Raw genomic sequence first — 16,086 nt, forward strand, 5'->3', positions numbered from 1 at the left:
CAAAAAAGCATAAAATGCCCCTATTCCGCAGGGAACCGTCCAATATTGCCTGCGGAATAGGGGCGACTGTGTGCTTACAATTAATTTAGTCGTCTATTTATTTGAAAATTATACTTCCATTATGATAGGAAGGATCATAGGTCTGCGACGAGTTTGTTCGTACAAGAAACGTCCTAGCGCATCTTTAACACCAGTCTTCAGGGATGCCCATTCATTAACCTTTTCACTCATCAGCTTCTGAAGCGTACTAGAAACAATACGATTAGCTTCATCCAGAAGTCCTTCAGATTCACGTACATAAACGAATCCTCTTGAGATAATGTCAGGTCCTGACATAATACTACCATCCTGTTTACTTAGTGTAACAACGACAACTAGTATACCATCTTGTGAAAGTAGTTTACGATCACGAAGTACGATATTACCAACGTCTCCAACACCCAATCCATCAATCAATACATTTCCTGCCGTTACTTTTCCAGCTTTACGAGCTGAACCATTCACGATTTCAACGATTTCTCCAAGCTCCGTAATAAAGATATTATCGGAATCAATGCCTACAGATTCAGCTAACAATGCATGACGACGTTGCATACGGAATTCACCATGAATCGGAATGAAAAATTTCGGTTTCATCAGGTTAAGCATTAATTTCAATTCTTCCTGACTACCATGACCAGAAACGTGAACTCCAGGATTGGAACCACTATAAATCACGTCAGCACCAAGTTTGAATAATTCATCAATGGTACGACCTACAAATTTCTCATTACCAGGAACTGGCGTTGCCGCAATGATAACGGTATCACCAGGTAAGATATCTACTTTACGATGCGTTGAGCGAGCCATGCGTGTTAAAGCAGACATCGGCTCCCCTTGGCTTCCTGTGCACAAAATAACAACACGATCTGCAGCCATCTTGTTTACTTCTTCTGGTTCAATCAGCATTCCTTCTGGAATGATTAAGAATCCAAGTTCCGAAGCAATGGATACTACGTTAACCATGCTACGACCAATAACCGTAATTTTGCGGCCCGTAGCTTCAGCAGCGTTAACCACTTGCTGAATACGGTGTACATTCGAAGCAAAAGTTGCAATAACAACACGTTGTGAAGCTTTGCGGAATATGTCTTCGAGTACGATACCTACATTACGTTCTGAAGGGGTAAATCCAGGCTTCTCAGCATTTGTACTATCTGAAAGAAGCGCAAGTACACCTTCTTGTCCAATAGCAGCCATGCGCTGTAAGTTAGCAAATTGACCATTTACAGGTGTATGATCAAATTTGAAATCTCCTGTATGAACTACATTTCCCTCTGGCGTTGCGATGCAAATACCAACAGAATCAGGAATACTGTGATTCGTACTGAAGAATGTAGCTTTCATCGTTGATCCGATTTGTACCTCGGAATCTTCATCGATCAGAATTCGCTTCGTTTCTCCAAGCAAATTAGCTTCTTTCAGCTTATTCTCCACCAATCCAAGCGTAAGCTTGGTTCCGTATACAGGAACATTTAGGTGTTTCAACACGTAAGGTAATCCACCGATGTGATCTTCGTGTCCATGCGTCAGCAAAATGCCTCTCACTTTATCACGATTCTCTGTTAAATAAGAAATATCTGGAATAACTATGTCAATTCCTAGCATATCCTCTTCCGGAAATTTCAATCCGGAATCCACTACGACAATGTCATTTGCATATTGAATGACATACATGTTCTTTCCGATTTCACCGACGCCGCCCAAAGCAAATATCGTCAATTTATCGTTATTTAGTTTCTTAGACAATTGAATCTTACCCTCCTTGTATGGTTTTGGACGTGTACCATTATTTATATTATATTTCAAAAATATACCGCACCCAGTCACTTGCTCCCATTATACATGATTAAAAAGTGAAAAAACAAGTCATCTTACATGTGAGTATTAAGCTCACCTAGTATACAATCCTTTATTTTCAAAAATGAGCACCTCCAAGGAGGTGCTCATTGAAATCATAAAAGTCTATTTTATGCTTAGAAATCATACCAAAGTAATAAGATTATTAATAAATGCTACCTCATCTTCATTTGGACCAATCAGTGGAAGACGTACGCCTCCAACATCATGTCCCAACAATTGAAGAGCATATTTAACGGCTGAAGGATTCGGTAATGGATCTGGACATTCAAATAATCCCTTGAAGATAGGGAACAACTTCAAATGAAGATTAGCTGCTGTTCTTACATCCCCTTCAAGATAAGCATTGATCATGTCCTTCATTGTTGAACCTACGATATGACTGGCTACACTTACGATTCCATAGCCTCCAACAGCAAGTGTTGGAAGTGCTGATGAGTCATCACCTGAATATACTTTGAAATCAGCAGGTGCTGATGACACTAGTAACGTAATCTGTTCCAACGAAGCACATTCTTTGGTTCCGATAATGTTAGGTATCTCAGCTAATCGAAGGGTTGTCTTTACTGATAGACTAGCAATCGTGCGACTTGGCACATTGTACAACAAGATTGGAAGTTGCGTACTATTGGCAATAGCTTCGAAATGACGGAACATTCCTTCTTGACTCGGTTTGTTATAATAGGGTACTACCAACAGAACCCCATCAACACCCAGCTTCTCCGCTTCTTGTGTCAAATGAATCGAATGACTTGTGTTATTACTGCCGGTACCCGCAATGATTTTACAGCGTTCTCCCGCTTTATCAACTGCAAACCGAAAGAGTTCAAGCTTCTCGTCATCGGTTAACGTTGGAGATTCCCCAGTTGTTCCTGCAATAACCAATGCATCTGACTTTTGTTCTTCAATAAGATAGTCTATCAGTTGGGCAGTTTCATCCCAGTTGATACGACCCTGATCATCAAATGGTGTTACCATAGCTGTAACTAATCTGCCAAATTCCACTTTCGTTCCTCCTAAAAGTTTCCGTATGAAACTTGACTTCGTAAGCATATATCTATACTGCACTTATCGATTTAATTCAAACTCGGTGTGAAGTGACCGTAAAGATTGTACCATATCTTCCTTCTTTACAAGCACCCAAATGGTCGTATTTGAATCGGCTGATTGTAGTATTTGTATGTTTTGTTCAGTTAAAGATTCCACGATTCTAGCCATAATTCCAGGCACGCCGTTGATCCCACCGCCAATAACAGCCACTTTAGCACATCCTGATAAGCTCTTTGGTCGCAGTCCCATCTCTTGCAGTACACACAGTGCCCGCTCCGACTCATGATCAAAGACAGTATAGACCGCACCCGTAGGTGTAATATTAATAAAATCAACGCTGATGGAATTCTCCGCCATTGATTTAAATACTTTCAACTGTAGATTGCTTGGACCATCGCTACAGTCTACAGTAATTTGAGTTACATTACTTACATAAGCTATTCCCGTGACGAAACGATCCACGACGCCAGATTGAACGTCATTAAATCCTTCTGGATGGGTAACAAGTGTTCCTTCATTCTCAGAGAATGTCGAACGAATACGCACAGGAATTTGTGCTTGCATCGCAATCTCAACAGCTCGTGGATGAATCACTTTAGCTCCTTGATAGGCCATATTGCATATCTCCGCATAACTGACAATTGCTAAAGGCTTGGCATCTTCTACAATACGTGGATCTGCAGTCAATACACCGTTAACATCGGTATAAATATCTACCATCTCCGCATGTAGAGCTGCTCCTAATGCAGTCGCTGAGGTATCACTACCGCCTCTTCCAAGTGTAGTAAAATCACCAGAAATAGTCTGTCCCTGAAAACCAGTTACAATGACTACATTATGATTGTTGAACTCCTCAATAATTCGTGCAGGACGAACATCCAGTATACGTGCATTACCGTGATGACCATCGGTTTCAAAACCTGCTTGTGCACCCGTTAGAACGGTTGAAGAGATTCCTTCACGTTCTAACAAGCTACATAAAGTAGTTGCTGAAATAATCTCACCACAACACAGCAACAAATCTTTTTCCCGATCAGGCAATGCATCACCATTCTGAACAATCCATTCGAGCAATGTATCCGTGGCATAAGGTTCACCACGTCTACCCATCGCTGAGACAACAACCACTAATTTATAATTCTCATCTAATTCTCTCTTTATATGTGAAATAACATGTTCTCTAGCCTGTGGTGAGGATAAAGAGGTACCTCCAAATTTCTGTACTAAGATACGCATTTCCATTCCTCCAAATATGTTTACCTTATGAGCGTTCGGAATGTTTAGATACAATAATCTCAGCAATCTGTACAGCATTCCATGCCGCACCTTTTAAGAGGTTATCGGATACGATCCACAAGTTAAGCCCTCGTTGATGTCCCAAATCCCGACGCAAACGTCCTACAAATACATCTGGTTTTCCGGTAGCTTCTGTCGCAAGTGGATACGATTGTGTCGAAGGATCATCAACTACTGTAATTCCTGGGGAATTTTCAAGAAGATTCCTCACTTCAGCTAGATCATAGTCTTGTTTCAATTCCACATATACGGACTCAGAATGACCATAAACAACTGGGATACGTACACAAGTTGCGGTCACGTTTATGGTCTCGTCACCCATTATTTTTTTTGTTTCATTAACCATTTTCATTTCTTCAAGGGTATATCCATTATCCTGAAATTTATCAATTTGAGGAATCGCATTAAAAGCAATTTGGTGCTTAACTGGAAGGGAACCTACAGGTAAAATCTGCGGATCAACATGATCATTATCCAGTACAGCTTTACTTTGGCGAAGTAACTCATCAATAGCCTTACTTCCCGCACCTGATACTGCCTGATAAGTAGACACGATAATACGATCGATGCCGTAAGCATCTTGCAAAGGTTTCAATGCAGCTACCATTTGAATTGTAGAGCAGTTCGGATTCGCAATGATTCCAACATGGTCGTTGATTTTCTCAGCATTAACTTCTGGAACAACCAACGGTGTTGTTGGATCCATACGGTAGGCGTTCGTATTATCAATACAAACAGCACCATGACGAATAGCATGCGGAGCAAATTCCTTACTCACATCTCCACCCGCACTAAATAACGCAATATCAATACCTTCAAAACTATCAGGGGTAGCTTCTTCTACTATTACATCTAGGCCCTTAAAGTTAATGACTGTGCCTGCAGAACGTGCAGATGATAACAGCTTTAACTTACCAATTGGAAAATCACGTTTCTCCAATAGTCCTAAAATCTGTTCTCCAACTGCTCCTGTCGCTCCTACAACAGCAACATTAAACTTTTGTTTGCTCATTTGCCGTATCTCCCCTTATCTAATTATGACATCCATACTCTATTTATAATTGCTTAAGCAAATTGAAACCTTTCGATAATCATAGGTTGTAGTTGAGTTCCACTAAGTGCAGCAAAACATGTCTCAGGAATAAGATCCATTTTTGCAACGAGCGAATTTGGCTTTTGCTGTGGATTATCCTGACCGAATGGTACAAAGTAAATATTTTTAGTAACTAATAACTTTGCAATATTCGCTGCGTTCAACCCTAATCCATCATTTGTGGAGATAGCCAATACTAAAGGACGACCGTTACGCATCTGGGCTTTTGCAGCCATTAACACCGGTGTATCGGTCATAGCATTTGCGAGCTTACTTGTCGTAGTACCTGTACAAGGTCCAATGACAAGCACATCTAGTAATTTGGACGGCCCTAGTGGTTCCGCTCCAACAATTGTAGAAATGATATCATTCCCTGTTATATCTTTCAACTGTTTTAACCAATTTTCAGAAGTTCCAAAACGAGTATCCGTATTTTGTACCGTATTTGAAACAATCGGCACTACGTTAGCACCCTCTTCTATAAATCGAGAAATCTGTGGCATCACTTCTTCAATCGTACAATGTGATCCTGTAATTGCATACCCTACTGTCTTCCCCTGCCACTTCATCCTGCATCCCCCCGAATCATGATTTCTTCCGAAATCAACTGTACCAACGCATTGGCAATGATAATTCCCGCCGTTTTGGGAGCAACGATACCAGGCAGACCAGGGGCAAGCAGCGCCTTAATTCCCCGCTTCTCCGCATAGCGGAAATCACACCCACCAGGGGCTGAAGCAAGGTCAATAATCACTGCATTTGGAGACATTTGGGACAGGATTTGCGCTGTGACTATCATAGTCGGTATCGTATTAAAAAGCAAGTTGATATTGCCCACTTTTTCCCCCAAATCCCTTGTCATGAAAGGCTCCCAGCCCATCTCGTCTGCCCTTGCAAAGTGCTCTTTCGTCCTAACGCCCATCCTTACTTTTGCCCCTAATCCTTGTAGACTTCTGGCCATTGTAAATCCTGTGCGCCCCATTCCCAGAACCATACAAGTCGATCCATGTATTGTGAAATCGGTGTTCTGAATAGCCATCATCAAGGCACCTTCAGCTGTAGGGATAGAATTATAGATAGCCACATCATCTCTGTTGAGCATTTCAACAAGATTAATCTTATTTCTTGCACACATGTTTCTTAGATGTGGTTTTGCTATTCCCGTATACACTGTACATTCTTTTGATAATGCTGCAATATGCTCATCTTGAAGCTGTATTGATTCGGAAGAGAATAATGTCATGATCTTCCCTTCCTCGTCACAGCCCATTACAGGCAGTACAAGAACATCCGCTGTTTCTAACAGCGAGGAAGACAGTTGATCTCTTGTGATGTCTGTCAACTGATCTGTGAGCTCATTAAACCCCACTATGGTGACTACTGCATCCATCTGAGAACACTTACGAATCACTTCAATCTGTCTTGCATCCCCGCCTAGGAACACAACTCTAACTCCAGTCAGCATTAGGATGTCTCCTTTCACAATTCCAAGTGCTATATGAGCATGATATGCCGAAGCCTAAGAAGGGGTGATGAATGTGCGGACAAAAAAAGAGCTGACGATTACCTATATAAGGTATTCGTCAGCTCAATTTCACAATATAAAAAAGATATTTAGAAAGAGGCAGATATCCCGCTCTTAAAAAATGGTATAGCCGTTTCTTCTTGCTTCTCTTCTTTATTTACCCGTATGACCAAATCCACCTTCACCACGTACTGTCTCTGAAAGCTCCTCTACAAATTCCCATTCCACTTGCGGAACGATTTGGAACACCATTTGAGCAATTCGTTCATTTCTAACAATCTTAAAGGGTGCATCACCCAAGTTAATCAAAAGAACTCTGATTTCCCCACGATAATCAGCATCAATCGTTCCAGGTGTATTCAAACACGTTATGCCATGCTTGAGTGCTAGTCCGCTCCGTGGACGAATTTGTGCTTCAAGCCCTTCTGGCATAGCAATCGCAAATCCAGTAGGTATTAATTTTCGTTCACCAGGTTGTAAGACTACATCCTCTTCAACCGCTGCATACAAATCATACCCCGATGCTAAACGAGACATCTTCTCAGGAAGTTTTACATCTTCATTTCCTGGCAACTTATTTATTTGAACGTAATGTGACAAATTCATCTCTCCTTACAGCTGAAATCGTTTTATCTGAAGTACCTACCATAGCAATGGATGTGGGTACACTAAACATAAGATCTAATAAGGAATCAACATCATTCATAGATACCTTCTCAATATTAGCGATCATTTCATCTAACGAATAATGTCTGCCAAGCATAAGCTCATTTTTACCTAGTCGATTCATCCGACTACCTGTACCTTCTAAGCTAAGTATAAGGCTTCCCTTCAGTTGCTCTTTTCCTTTACGCAACTCGTCTTCACTTAGACCCTTTGTAGCGAGATCAAATAAGACTTCTTTCGTCAGATCCATAACCTGTTTTGTTTGTTTAGGAGCGGTACCAGCATAGATGGTGAACAATCCATTGTCCGCATGAGAACTATGATAGGAATAGACCGCGTAAGCCAGTCCATGTTTCTCACGAATCTCTTGAAATAAGCGCGAACTCATTCCTCCACCTATGGCATTGTTCAGTAATACCATGGCATATTGTCTTTCGTCATCGATAGCACAGCCGGGAAATGACATACAAATATGGTTTTGTTCTGTTTTTTTCTTGTGAAACAAAACATTACTTTGAAACTCAGGAACTACGATCTGACTCTCGCTTCCGTGATTCTGAAAATCACCAAAATGTCGTTCCAATAAATCAACGAGATGTTCATCAATATTACCTGCTACGCTTATCACAGTGTTTTCGATTGTATAATGTTCGCCCATGTACGCTCTTAGATGTTTTGAATTCATATTTTCTAGGAGCTCTCTCGTACCTAAGATAGGGTAAGCCAAAGGATGTTCCCCATACACCGCTTGTGCCATTAAATCATGAACAATATCATCCGGGGTATCTTCGTACATTGAAATTTCTTCAAGAATAACATTTTTTTCTTTTGAGAGTTCCGTATCATCGATATTAGATCTAAAGAACATATCCGCAAGTACATCTACCGCTATAGGTAAATGTTCATCAAGTACTTTCGCGTAATAACACGTATATTCCTTGGAAGTAAATGCATTCACATTACCTCCAATAGCATCAAACTGTTCCGCGATCTCTTTTGCATTAAATCGTTCTGTTCCTTTAAAAAGCATATGTTCAATGAAATGAGAAACACCATTGTTCTCAAGATTCTCATATCTCGAACCTGTTTTCACCCATATCCCGAAGGATACGGAACGGCAATTTGGAATTTTTTCCATAACTACTCTCAGGCCGTTACTTAGCTTTATTTTTTCCACTTGAAGGCCCTCCTATTATAAAACCTACATAATTCAATATAAATGCATTCCCTATCCTACCAAATAATTAAGCTTCACTCAACTATTCAAGGTAGTATTCGTTCTGAAGAAAGTGTTTGACTTACCGTCCCCAGACTCAAACCTTTCGCTTTAATCGCTTGAATCATCCCCTGTAAGGCCTGAGAGGACGATGAGGTTGGGTGCATCAATATGAGATAACCTGTTTCTACTTTCTTAGATATTTTGTTCACGATCGACGCAGGAGAAGGATGCTGCCAATCCACCGTATCCAATGTCCATAAAACCGTATGCATACCAAGCCCTTTAGCAATTCGAACTGTATCACTGTCGAAATCACCTGAAGGAGGAGCGAACCATTTTTTCTCTTCACCCAATTCATCCTTCAGTAGCTTCTGAGTCTTACTAATTTCTTCAATTGCGCTTTCTTCACTTAACTGACTCATATTTGCATGTGAATAGGCATGATTAGATAGTTCATGTCCTCTTTTTTGAATTTCCTTGGCTACTTCTAAATTACTCTTCAACCATTTTCCATCAAAAAAGAAAGTTGCTTTAACCTTTTCTTGATCTAATGTGTTTAGCATAGGCACGATAAATTCATTCCCCCAGGCCACATTGATCATTAATGACACCATGGCTTTAGCAGGGTTTCCTCGATATATTGGTTGAACGTCAAGATCACTGAGCCCTACCTTCGGAATCAGTTGACGATACTTGTATGTAATCGAAGTTGTATTCCCTGCAGCTTTGGCTTGCTTGTATGTCTCATCTATATCTACTTCTAATCCATTATAACCAGGAATCGCTTTCCATACCCGGTCAACTTTAGCATCCACAGGCTCAATCCTTGTACTTACTGCCTTCGCCTTTATCTCACGATATAAGGGATCATCTTCGTTCATAAGATGATTCAATTGAAAGACATCTTGTGAGATACTACCGTTGCGTCCATTCTCTATAAATTGCTTGATACTACTCATCTGGCTGATTCCGATCACAATCGTAAAACAAGCAAGCAGAATAGCGAACTTTCTCGTATTCATAAAACAATTCATCTCCCTTGGTAGCTTTGTCCCATCATATGAACAGAACAAATGGAATATGAATAGGGATATATATTCAAGTAGAAACGGCTGTGCCGTCCTTTATCAAGGACGGCACTCGTTTTACGCGAAAATCTAAGAAATAGAGTATTAAGTGAAACATATACTTTATTATATTTTAAAAAAAGAGCCAGAATATGAAGCTTTCTGTCTCTTTTCTCTAATGAGTACATATAAACCTAATTGTATTAACGACTAAACGGTCAGTGTCGCTTTACGAGACAAATTGATTCGTCCTTGTTGATCAATCTCGGTTACTTTAACCGTGATCGAGTCACCAATAGCAATGACATCCTCACACTTAGCAACGCGTTCAGTAGACAATTGTGAAATATGAACTAAACCTTCCTTGTTCGGAAGAATCTCAACAAATGCACCAAATTTCTCAATACGTTTAACAGTACCTACATAGATTTCGCCCACTTCAACTTGGCGGACAATACCTTCAATAATAGCACGTGCTTTTTGATTCATTTCTTCGTTAGTCGAAGCGATGAATACTCGTCCATCTTGTTCAATATCAATTTTAACGCCTGTCTCTTCAATGATCTTGTTGATAATTTTACCACCAGCACCAATAACATCACGAATGCGCTCAGGGTTAATATTCAGGGTCATAATTTTCGGAGCGTAAGGAGATAACGTTGTTCTTGGTTGAGCGATAGCTTCATTCATTTTGCTTAAGATGAACATACGTCCTTCTCTTGCTTGATCCAAAGCATCCTGCAAGATTTGACGACTGATTCCATCAATCTTGATATCCATTTGGATAGCAGTAACACCTACAGCCGTACCAGCAACTTTAAAGTCCATATCTCCAAGATGATCTTCCAAACCTTGAATATCAGTCAAAATGGATACATGCTCACCATCTTTAATAAGTCCCATAGCCACACCAGCTACAGGCGCCTTGATAGGAACCCCTGCATCCATCATAGCTAGAATCCCTGCACAAATACTAGCTTGTGAGGACGATCCATTGGATTCAAGTACTTCGGATACCAGACGAATTGCATACGGAAAGTCAACCTCTGAAGGAAGAATTCTAGCCATTGCTCTTTCACCGAGTGCTCCATGTCCAATTTCTCGGCGACCTGGTGGACGTAATGGACGTGCTTCACCAACGCTGAACGGAGGGAAGTTATAATGATGCATGAAACGTTTCGATTCTTGTGAATCGACTCCGTCAAGAATTTGAATGTCTCCAAGTGCTCCTAGAGTACATACACTTAGCGCTTGTGTTTGTCCGCGTGTGAACAATCCTGTTCCATGCGTGCGTGGTAAAATACTTGTATCACATTCAATCGGACGAATTTCATCCAATTTCCGTCCATCAGGACGTACTTTGTCATGTGTAATCAAACGTCTTACTTCTTCCTTAACGATATCATGCAAGACTTCCTTAACATCTTTCATGAGTTCCGGTGTCTCTATGTACTTTTGTTCAAACAAAGTAACCGTTGCCTCATTAATGCTGTCAATCGCGTCCTGACGTGCATGTTTTTCCGAAATTTTAACAGCCTCTTTCAGCTGAACTTCTGCATATTCACGAACAGCAACATTAACGGTAGCGTCTACCGTACGAAGTTTGACTGCCATCTTAGGTTTGCCAGCTAGAGCAACCAGTTCTTCGATCGTCGCCACAATTTTCTTGATCTCATCATGACCAAACATGATAGCTTCAAGCATAACTTCTTCTGGCACTTCATCGCCTTCTGCTTCTACCATCATGATCGCATCTTTCGTTCCAGCAACAACTAGGTATAGGTCACTTGTTTCTTGATCTGCCATGTTCGGATTAATGATGAACTGCCCGTCCTTACGACCAACAGCAACACCACCAATAGGACCACTAAATGGAACATCAGATATGCTAAGTGCTGCAGAAGTTCCGATCATCGCAGCGATATCAGGTGCGCAATCTTGATCCACACTCATGACAATGTTAGCTACTTGAACATCATTACGGAATCCTTCTGGAAATAATGGACGAATAGGACGGTCCGTTAGACGGCTAGAAAGAATAGCCTTCTCGCTTGGTCGACCTTCACGTTTAATAAATCCACCTGGGATTTTACCAACTGAATACATTCTTTCCTCATAGTTAACCGTAAGTGGGAAAAAATCTAAATCCTTCGGTTCATTAGAAGCTGTTACTGTACACAAAACGACTGTTTCTCCATAACGAACCGTTACTGCTGCATTCGCTTGTTTAGCCAACCGTCCTGTTTCCAAAATTAAAGTTCTTCCGCCTAATTGCATTTCAACACGATTTTCCATGAAATCCCTCCTTTTATTCTATCAGTATTTCCATATTATCGATATTTCATATAACAATACACAAGAAGAAACGGCCACACCTTTCTTCAGCAAAAAATATGCTTCCGAGTGCTAGCGATACAACGTATCACTTTCAGGTATCCGTTTCTGTGATTAATACAAGAAAATTATACTGCATAAGCTTTTATTTCCTTATATTTTAAAAGCAACCCGGCTGCCCCGTAGTCACTCCTAAAAGGACATACGGTGAACAACCAGGCTGCATTTAGTAAGATTATTGGAATATTAACGGCGTAATCCTAGTTTCTCGATCAACGCGCTATAACGTCTAACATCCTTATTCTTAAGGTATTTCAACAATCTACGACGTTGACCAACCATTTTCAACAAACCACGACGAGAATGATGATCCTTCTTGTGTGCCTGGAAATGACTGATTAGGTTCGTAATGTTAACCGTAAGAATAGCGATTTGCACTTCTGGTGATCCAGTATCAGTATCATGAATTTTGTGCTCTTCAATCAATTGATTTTTACGTTCTTGAGTTAATGCCATTGCTATTCACCTCCTTCAATTATATTCTCCATTAGCCTCGTCACCGTTGGTGAGATCGCGCGACCAAGCTAAGGACTATATCATTGTCTCCAATGACGTTATTCAGTATAGCACACCTGTTTGTAAAAAGTAAATGTTCTACCGTTCACTTAGGTATTATTCCGAAGCCATTAATAGCTCTTCAGCTATTTTCGCATCCATTTGGATCTGAGTTATCAAATCCTGAATAGACGGAAATCTTCGTTCTTCACGCAAATAATGTACGAGCTCCACTGTCAAATGCTCACCATACAAACTTTCGTTAAAGTGAAACAGATGAGCTTCATAACTAGGTGCAATTACACCCTCATGAAAAGTTGGTTTTACTCCTATATTCATTACTCCTGGAAGCCAACCACCATTGTACAATACACGAATGGCATATACGCCTTTGGCTGGAACCACATAACGATCATCCAATTTCAAGTTAGCGGTTGGAAATCCGATCGTACGACCTCGTTTCTCACCCTCAATCACAGTACCACGCAATTGGTAACAGCGTCCTAACCATTCATTAGCTTGTTGTAAATCTCCAGTCTGAAGTGCTTTACGTATGTTTGAGCTACTCACCTTTTCACCTTCTAGTGGAAAAGGCGAAATAATCTCAACATCCATTACGCCCAAACCCATTTCACGAAGCGTTTCAACATCCCCTGCCCCGTGATAACCGTACCGGAAGTCAAAACCAACAACAACCGTATCGATATTCAGCGGCAGAAGTACACCTGTGAAGAAGTCTTGTGGACTTACACGAGAAAAATCTTCATCAAACTGAGCAACATACATTGTATCAACGCCCATGCTTGCAAGTAGCTCCTGCTTATTCGCAAGCGGCGTTAAATATCCTTCATAGTCACCTTTCCCCATAACCTCTTTAGGATGTGGGTTGAAGGTCACTACAGCTGATGGGATTCCTTTGATTTTCGCCAAAGAGACGGCGGAGGCAATCACACTGGTGTGGCCTTGATGGATTCCATCGAACTGCCCTATAGCAATGACTTGAGAGGTTGCCCGCTCATGAAGCATTTCGGGTGAAAGGGGGTAAGATAATATGACAGTCTTCACAACTTTCTCACCTGCAATTCCGTTAGATGACCTGCAAATCCGATTATTATTCCTGTAAAAAAACTTTCACTGGAGCAATCGCCCCTGTATCTTCTTGTCTTTGAAATATGCCTAGGAATCTTCCTTTAATATCATATAAACGGATAGGTCCATCTCCGTTCACTTCTGGGTCCACTGATTTATATGAAAGTCTTTGGCCTTGGATCGCTGCTGACGTTTTCTCCTCAGAGACCGTATGTACAGGTAAATGAGGAATCGCTTGATCCACAGGAATTAAGTGTGTACCAAGAGTACCTTCATCCATGTACCGTTGAATATCATCAAAAGTTAAACAATGTTCTGCATCGATCCCTGCTGACTTGGAACGTGTAAGCTTAACCATGACCGATGGCAGACCAAGTGCCCGTCCGATATCTACACAAAGTGTTCGTATATATGTTCCTTTAGAGCATAGTACACGGAAAGAGAGTTCAGGATAAGGACCGTCCCATGAAGTATCGGTCATTTCGATCTCATATATGGTGACCTCACGACTCTTACGTTCAACTGTTTTACCTTCTCGTGCCAACTCATACAACCTTTTGCCATCTACTTTTACAGCAGAGTACATTGGAGGAACTTGAGATATAACACCTTCAAATGAATTCAGCACCTGTATTACATCTTCCTTAGTAACGGAGACAGATTCCACTTGTTCTATAACTTGACCCGTTAAATCCTCTGTATCTGTAGCTATGCCAAGACGAAGCGTAGCGTAGTACTCTTTGGGAAGCTCTTGCATATATTCAACCACTCGGGTAGCACGGCCCAGACATAACGGCAATACACCAGTGACTTCAGGATCTAATGTTCCTGTGTGCCCGATACGCTTCATTTTCAGAATACGTCGAACTTTTGCTACCACATCATGTGATGTAAAACCTGCTGGTTTATAAACAGCAAGTATACCCTCTAGATCGCTCATAATAATTGTCTCACCCGCTCAATGACTTGTGGAATAATCGTATCTAACGTTCCTTCTATCCTGCAACCTGCCGCTCTTACGTGACCTCCACCACCGAAGGTTTGCGCAAATGCCGCAACGTCTACGGTTCCTGAAGAACGCAAGCTTACTTTTACAGCGTTCTCGTTGATAACCTTAAATAGAATTCCAACTTCCACCCCGCGAATATTACGCGGATAGTTCACAATACCTTCTAGATCTTCATTCGCAGCTCCACATTCTACCATATGCTCAGGTGTAACATGAACCCAACTAATCAGACCATCAGCAGACATTTCAAGTGTACTAAGTGCCTTAATCAACACTCTCATTTGAGAAGGAGTCATTTCTTCTAATAAGTTTTCAGCCAGTAATGGCCCGTTAACACCATAAGAAAGTAATTCAGAAGCTATACCCATAACTTTGGGAGAAGTATTTGAATAACGAAATCCACCTGTATCTGTAAGTATACCTGTATAAATGGCTGTAGCAGACTCTTGCGTCCACTCTACCGGAAAGAGTCCAATTAAATCATATAAAATTTCTGCTGTAGCAGCTGCATCAGTCTTTATCAGATTCACATGTCCATAACCATCATTCGTTGGATGATGATCCACATTTAGAATAAGGGCATCCTCAGCAAAATACTGATTCGTTAGACCCACCCGTCCAAAATCAGCACAATCCACACAGATGACATTCTGAAACTTACGTATAGGAGGATTAATCTCCATATTAAGGATCGTATCTGCCAGTGTGAGAAATTTCATGCGTTGTGGCACAGGACCTTCATTCAACAGTGTGAATTTCTTCCCTAGACATGAGAGAAGCCAGCCCACAGCTACCGTGGAACTGACTGCATCTCCGTCTGGCTGAACATGCGACACTACAAGAAAATCATCATGCTTGAGCAAATATTGCTTTGCTTCTTCAATCGATTGTTCATAGGTCAGCATCGTTCGTCTCCTTTAAAAACATCATTCACGATCATTGATTCTTATCAATTTCGCTTAACAACTTTTCAATGTGACTCCCGTATGCGATAGACTCATCTATCTTAAAGAAAAGCTCCGGTGTATGCCGAAAACGAATTCTTTTTCCAAGCTCTGAACGAAGAAAACCGTTAGCTTTATCAAGTGCAATAAGCGTATTTTTCTTTTGTTCTTCGTCGCCTAGTACACTGAGATACACTTTTGCTTGCGCAAAATCATTCGGAACTTCGACCCCTGTTACGGTTACGAAGCCTATCCGAGGGTCCTTCAGTTCACTTTGAATGAGAACACTCAATTCCTTCTTGATCTGTTCTGAAACACGCCCTGTACGAATTTTAGCCAT

The 16,086-nt window shown here is 41.0% G+C and carries 15 protein-coding genes; all 15 read right to left on the reverse strand.

Annotated elements, in window-relative coordinates; all coding sequences use genetic code 11:
• Positions 1-108 precede the first annotated feature (108 nt).
• Positions 109-1,788, reverse strand: a complete 1,680-nt coding sequence (locus tag PBAT_RS14025; RefSeq protein ID WP_068650583.1) for a ribonuclease J — start codon at positions 1,786-1,788, stop codon at positions 109-111.
• Between the two features lie 234 nt (positions 1,789-2,022).
• The gene (gene dapA / locus PBAT_RS14030) at positions 2,023-2,904 is read right to left on the reverse strand and encodes a 4-hydroxy-tetrahydrodipicolinate synthase (RefSeq protein WP_068650584.1); all 882 of its coding nucleotides are present in this window, start codon (positions 2,902-2,904) and stop codon (positions 2,023-2,025) included.
• Between the two features lie 63 nt (positions 2,905-2,967).
• Positions 2,968-4,185 carry an aspartate kinase gene (gene dapG, locus PBAT_RS14035; RefSeq protein ID WP_068650585.1) on the reverse strand — a complete coding sequence of 406 codons (1,218 nt, stop codon included), beginning with the start codon at positions 4,183-4,185 and terminating at the stop codon, positions 2,968-2,970.
• A 25-nt stretch (positions 4,186-4,210) separates the two neighbouring features.
• The gene (locus PBAT_RS14040; RefSeq protein WP_068650586.1) at positions 4,211-5,257 is read right to left on the reverse strand and encodes an aspartate-semialdehyde dehydrogenase; all 1,047 of its coding nucleotides are present in this window, start codon (positions 5,255-5,257) and stop codon (positions 4,211-4,213) included.
• A 53-nt stretch (positions 5,258-5,310) separates the two neighbouring features.
• Positions 5,311-5,907 carry a dipicolinate synthase subunit B gene (locus tag PBAT_RS14045; protein ID WP_068650587.1) on the reverse strand — a complete coding sequence of 199 codons (597 nt, stop codon included), beginning with the start codon at positions 5,905-5,907 and terminating at the stop codon, positions 5,311-5,313.
• Positions 5,904-6,803: a dipicolinate synthase subunit DpsA gene (gene dpsA, locus PBAT_RS14050; protein WP_068650588.1), complete on the reverse strand. Its 900-nt coding sequence runs from the start codon at positions 6,801-6,803 to the stop codon at positions 5,904-5,906. Before dpsA ends, PBAT_RS14045 begins: the two co-directional genes overlap by 4 nt.
• Before the next feature lie 213 nt (positions 6,804-7,016).
• Entirely contained in the window at positions 7,017-7,463 is a 447-nt protein-coding gene (dut, locus tag PBAT_RS14055; RefSeq protein WP_188016944.1) for a dUTP diphosphatase, read from the reverse strand.
• Positions 7,438-8,706, reverse strand: a complete 1,269-nt coding sequence (locus PBAT_RS14060) for a M16 family metallopeptidase (RefSeq protein ID WP_068650590.1) — start codon at positions 8,704-8,706, stop codon at positions 7,438-7,440. Before PBAT_RS14060 ends, dut begins: the two co-directional genes overlap by 26 nt.
• An 86-nt stretch (positions 8,707-8,792) precedes the next feature.
• Entirely contained in the window at positions 8,793-9,770 is a 978-nt protein-coding gene (locus tag PBAT_RS14065; protein ID WP_068650591.1) for a polysaccharide deacetylase family protein, read from the reverse strand.
• Between the two features lie 255 nt (positions 9,771-10,025).
• Positions 10,026-12,110: a polyribonucleotide nucleotidyltransferase gene (pnp, locus tag PBAT_RS14070; RefSeq protein WP_068650592.1), complete on the reverse strand. Its 2,085-nt coding sequence runs from the start codon at positions 12,108-12,110 to the stop codon at positions 10,026-10,028.
• Between the two features lie 285 nt (positions 12,111-12,395).
• On the reverse strand, positions 12,396-12,665 hold the full coding sequence (gene rpsO, locus PBAT_RS14075; protein WP_068534675.1) for a 30S ribosomal protein S15: 270 nt from the start codon (positions 12,663-12,665) through the stop codon (positions 12,396-12,398).
• A gap of 156 nt (positions 12,666-12,821) precedes the next feature.
• Complete coding sequence (locus PBAT_RS14080; protein WP_420848777.1) at positions 12,822-13,730, reverse strand: bifunctional riboflavin kinase/FAD synthetase; 909 nt, start codon at positions 13,728-13,730, stop codon at positions 12,822-12,824.
• 85 nt (positions 13,731-13,815) lie between these two features.
• Positions 13,816-14,733, reverse strand: coding sequence for a tRNA pseudouridine(55) synthase TruB (gene truB, locus PBAT_RS14085; protein ID WP_068650594.1), 918 nt, complete (start codon positions 14,731-14,733; stop codon positions 13,816-13,818).
• Positions 14,730-15,707, reverse strand: coding sequence for a DHH family phosphoesterase (locus PBAT_RS14090; RefSeq protein WP_068650595.1), 978 nt, complete (start codon positions 15,705-15,707; stop codon positions 14,730-14,732). Before PBAT_RS14090 ends, truB begins: the two co-directional genes overlap by 4 nt.
• 31 nt (positions 15,708-15,738) lie before the next feature.
• Complete coding sequence (gene rbfA / locus PBAT_RS14095; RefSeq protein WP_068650596.1) at positions 15,739-16,086, reverse strand: 30S ribosome-binding factor RbfA; 348 nt, start codon at positions 16,084-16,086, stop codon at positions 15,739-15,741.

Origin of the sequence: Paenibacillus antarcticus (assembly GCF_001637225.1) — a bacterium.
Taxonomy (GTDB): Bacteria; Bacillota; Bacilli; order Paenibacillales; family Paenibacillaceae; genus Paenibacillus_AQ; species Paenibacillus_AQ antarcticus.